This is a genomic window from Mycobacterium sp. (genome assembly GCF_036488105.1).
Taxonomy (GTDB): Bacteria; Actinomycetota; Actinomycetes; order Mycobacteriales; family Mycobacteriaceae; genus Mycobacterium.
This window is the reverse complement of sequence record NZ_DASXHW010000247.1, coordinates 1-3,359: the sequence shown is the minus strand read 5'-3', so window position 1 is coordinate 3,359 and position 3,359 is coordinate 1. Positions and strand designations below refer to the sequence as shown.

Genomic DNA, 3,359 nt, shown 5'->3' with positions numbered 1-3,359 from the left:
TGCGGCGAAGATGCTCGAGTGTTCTGATCACCGAGTTGCTCACGCCGTTGACGTGCGGGAGAAAGGATTCCGCGACAATCGCTACTCGCACACCATCACGGTGGCAGCGTCGCCTGTCGATATGGTTACCGACTGGCGTACGCGACACGAACTCTGACCCAAAGGGGGCTCTGACAATGCGGTCCTACCTGGGCGTATTGGCGGCCATGCTGGTTTTGGTGATGTGTACCACCAACACCGCGCACGCCGACGTGCCACGAACCCTCGACGGCGACGGCGTGCTGGTCGGATCGTGGATCGCCCCGGTGCAGTTGGCGATCTTCTGCGAACCGCAATGCCCGCACTGCGCCGAGTTCGAGTCGACCGACGGCGACCGGTTGGCCGCAGCGCTGGCCAGCGGCCGGGTGGCGATCACGTATCGCTGGATGACGTTCCTGGACGGCAGGCATCACAACGACGTGTCGGTCCGCCTCGTCAACGCTCTCTTCCTGGCAGCCGACCCGGCAACATCGCCGACGGCGTATCAGGCTTTCGTGCAAGACCTTTACCGCCATCAAAGTGCCGACGGCCCAAGCGACGACGCCGTCGCGGCGATGGCCCGCGACAGCGGACTGCCCGACGTGGTGGCCGACCGGATCTCAGCCGCCGCCTTCGTGGTCGATTCCGGCGCGGTCAACGAGGCCAACAAGTCGCGTCTCAAGGAGGCGAACCCGGACAACCCCGGCACCCCGACCATTTTCGACCTGAACACTAAAAGTGTTGTCGACACTCAAGATCCGGGTTGGCTCGACGCGCTGGCCAGCTGACGATCCAGCCGCTTGTCCAGGTAGGCCAGGCCGGTCAGCGCGGCGGCGGCGATCAGCCAGCCGACCACCGCGATGGATCCAGCCGGGATGATCGCCAGCTTGGCGTTGCGATGTTGCACGCGAACCAAATTGGGGTTTAGCTTGTCGTATTCGACGTAAATCTGCATGCCCGTTGCTAATTCGGACGGATACAGCACGCCGAGCTCGGGGCGGTAGGTGACCCGGTCCGGCGTCACGAACTCGATGGTGGATCGCCGCGGGCCGGCACTGAGCACCTCGGCCTCTGCGACACCCATATTGTGTTTGATCGCAATGTCATTGCGCACGGCACCAGCCACCAGCAGCAACGACTGCAGCGTAACCAGACAGGCGACGATCAGCACCCCGATGCGTGCCCAACGTATGGCGCGGTGTCCGCGGGTGTTGGGGAACTCGCCGCTGCGGCCGTGAATCAGGACGCGCCACCACGCTTTCAGCGCAGCGAGCGCACTGGCAAGTCGATTCACACGGCGGCCTTGATGGCCGCGTGCAACTGCCGCAGCGAGGATCGGTCAGCTTTGACCTCGAGCACCCGCAGTCCGGCCGCCGGCTCGTCGAGTGCGGCGCCCAGCGCGTCGACCTCGATCTGGCGGCTGTCGACGTGATAGGCACGGCACAGCGCGCCGACGTCGACGTCGTGCGGAGTGCCGAACACCCGGGCGGACAGGTCCGAGAACCGCGGGTCGCCCTGCTCGAGCAGTTCGAAGATGCCGCCGCCGTTGTCGTTGGACACCACGATGGTCAGGTCGGCCGGCACCGGCTCGGTCGGCCCGATCAGCAGGCCCGAGCTGTCGTGGACGAAGGTCAGGTCGCCGATCAGCGCGATGGTGCGACCGCCGGTCATGTCATGAGCCAGCGCCGCCCCGATCGCCGTGGACACCGTTCCGTCGATGCCGGCGACCCCGCGGTTGGAACGCACCCCGATGCCATGCGGGTTCAAGCCCACCAGGGCCACGTCGCGCACCGGATTGGAGGCGCCCAGCACGAGCTGGTCGCCGGGGCGCAGCACGTCGGTGACGGCGGCGGCCACGTGGAGGCCGGTGGTCAGCGGGTGCTCAGCAAGCTGCGCACGTACCGCGGCGACGGCGTGCCCGTTGAGGTCGGCGCAGCGGCTCAGCCAGGCCGGGTTCGGCTCGCCGGTGGTGACCGCGCGGGTGCCGGTGGCCTGCGAGTTGCCCGAGACGTCCGGCCAGCGCGGCCCGGTAGTCAGCGCGTACACCGGCACCGACGGGTCCGCCAGCAGCGCCGACACCGGTCGGTGCAGGGTGGGGCGGCCCAACATGATCACCTGCTTCGGGCGCAGCAGCGGCAACGCCAACGGGTGCAGCGGATTGGCCGCCGGCGGCGCGGTCGGCTCGGCGACGGTCGGCAACGCGGCCAGCTCGGGTTGCTCACCGGCTCCGTGCCCGGCGATGACGACCGTGTTCAGGCTCAAGTCGATGTCCAACGGCTGGTCGAAGCTGACCGCCGGGGTGTACGTCCACGGCTTGCCGTCGGGCCGGCCCGGCGGGGTCGGGCCGGGGTCTTGGTCGGGGACCAGCGGTTCGCGCAGCGGGATGTCGAAATGCACCGGGCCGGCATTGGCGCTGCGCGCCCCGGTCGCGGCCACCAGCACCCGGCAGGTGGCCGACCGCCAGGTCGCGTTGAGCGCATCCATCCGCTCCGGGGCGTCCTCGGCCAGCCCGAGGCTTATCGTGGCCCGGACCTGGGTGCCGAAATAGCCCAGCTGCTCCATGGTCTGGTTGGCGCCGGTGCCGAGCATTTCGTAGGGCCGGTTGGCCGACAACACGATCAGCGGCACCCGGGCGTAGTTGGCCTCGACCACGGCCGGGCCCAGATTGGCCACCGCGGTGCCCGACGTCATTGCGACGCAGACCGGCGTGCCCGCGGCAATCGCCAGCCCGATGGCCAGATATCCGGCGGTGCGTTCGTCGATGCGGACATGCAGCCTGAGCCGGCCGGCCCGGTCGGCGTCCTGCAGCGCGAACGCCAGCGGGGCGTTGCGCGACCCCGGGCACAACACCACATCGCGGACACCGCCGCGGATCAGCTCGTCGACGACCACGCGGGCCTGTGCCGTCGAGGGGTTCACCAGACCAGCCTAGTCGGCGGCTCAGTACCCCATGCTGGCGAAGAACTTCAGCGCCGTGGCGTTGACCACCTCGGGCCGCTCCAGGAACCCGAGATGCCCAGTGTCCGCGATCTGCGTGTACTGGCCGCCGGGTATGGCGTCGGCAACCTCTTTACCCAGATGCGGCGGCGTCACCACGTCGTCGGCGAAACCGATCACCAGCACCGGCGTCGTGATGCCCTGGTAGGCCGGCAGCCGGTTGCCCTGCGGGGAAACCCAGCCCTGGCGGACCAGCCCCGGGCTGATCTTGATCGGCCAGATGTTGAACATGCCGATCCATTCCGAGACGACCTCGTCGTTGCTCAGCGTCTTGGGGGAAAAGCTTTCCAGTAAACGGATTTTGGCGTCGTAGGCGGTGGGAATCTGCACCCCGGAGGCGGCGA

Annotated in this window: 4 protein-coding genes; 1 reads left to right on the top strand and 3 read right to left on the bottom strand. The window is 68.2% G+C overall.

The genetic code is table 11. The annotated features are described in order from the left end of the window. The first annotated feature begins 176 nt into the window (after positions 1-176). Positions 177-806 (top strand): DsbA family protein, encoded by a 630-nt coding sequence (locus tag VGH54_RS12870; RefSeq protein WP_331512389.1) that lies wholly within the window; start codon positions 177-179, stop codon positions 804-806. Here VGH54_RS12870 and VGH54_RS12865 read toward each other — a convergent pair. The 3 genes from VGH54_RS12865 to VGH54_RS12855 all read right to left on the bottom strand — a co-directional run. Further along, positions 770-1,282, bottom strand: coding sequence for a DUF3592 domain-containing protein (locus VGH54_RS12865; protein WP_331512390.1), 513 nt, complete (start codon positions 1,280-1,282; stop codon positions 770-772). The genes VGH54_RS12870 and VGH54_RS12865 overlap by 37 nt on opposite strands. 26 nt (positions 1,283-1,308) lie before the next feature. Then, the gene (menD, locus tag VGH54_RS12860) at positions 1,309-2,937 is read right to left on the bottom strand and encodes a 2-succinyl-5-enolpyruvyl-6-hydroxy-3-cyclohexene-1-carboxylic-acid synthase (protein WP_331512388.1); all 1,629 of its coding nucleotides are present in this window, start codon (positions 2,935-2,937) and stop codon (positions 1,309-1,311) included. A gap of 21 nt (positions 2,938-2,958) precedes the next feature. Further along, positions 2,959-3,359 (bottom strand): alpha/beta hydrolase (locus tag VGH54_RS12855; RefSeq protein ID WP_331512387.1); only part of this gene is annotated, 401 nt, incomplete at its 5' end.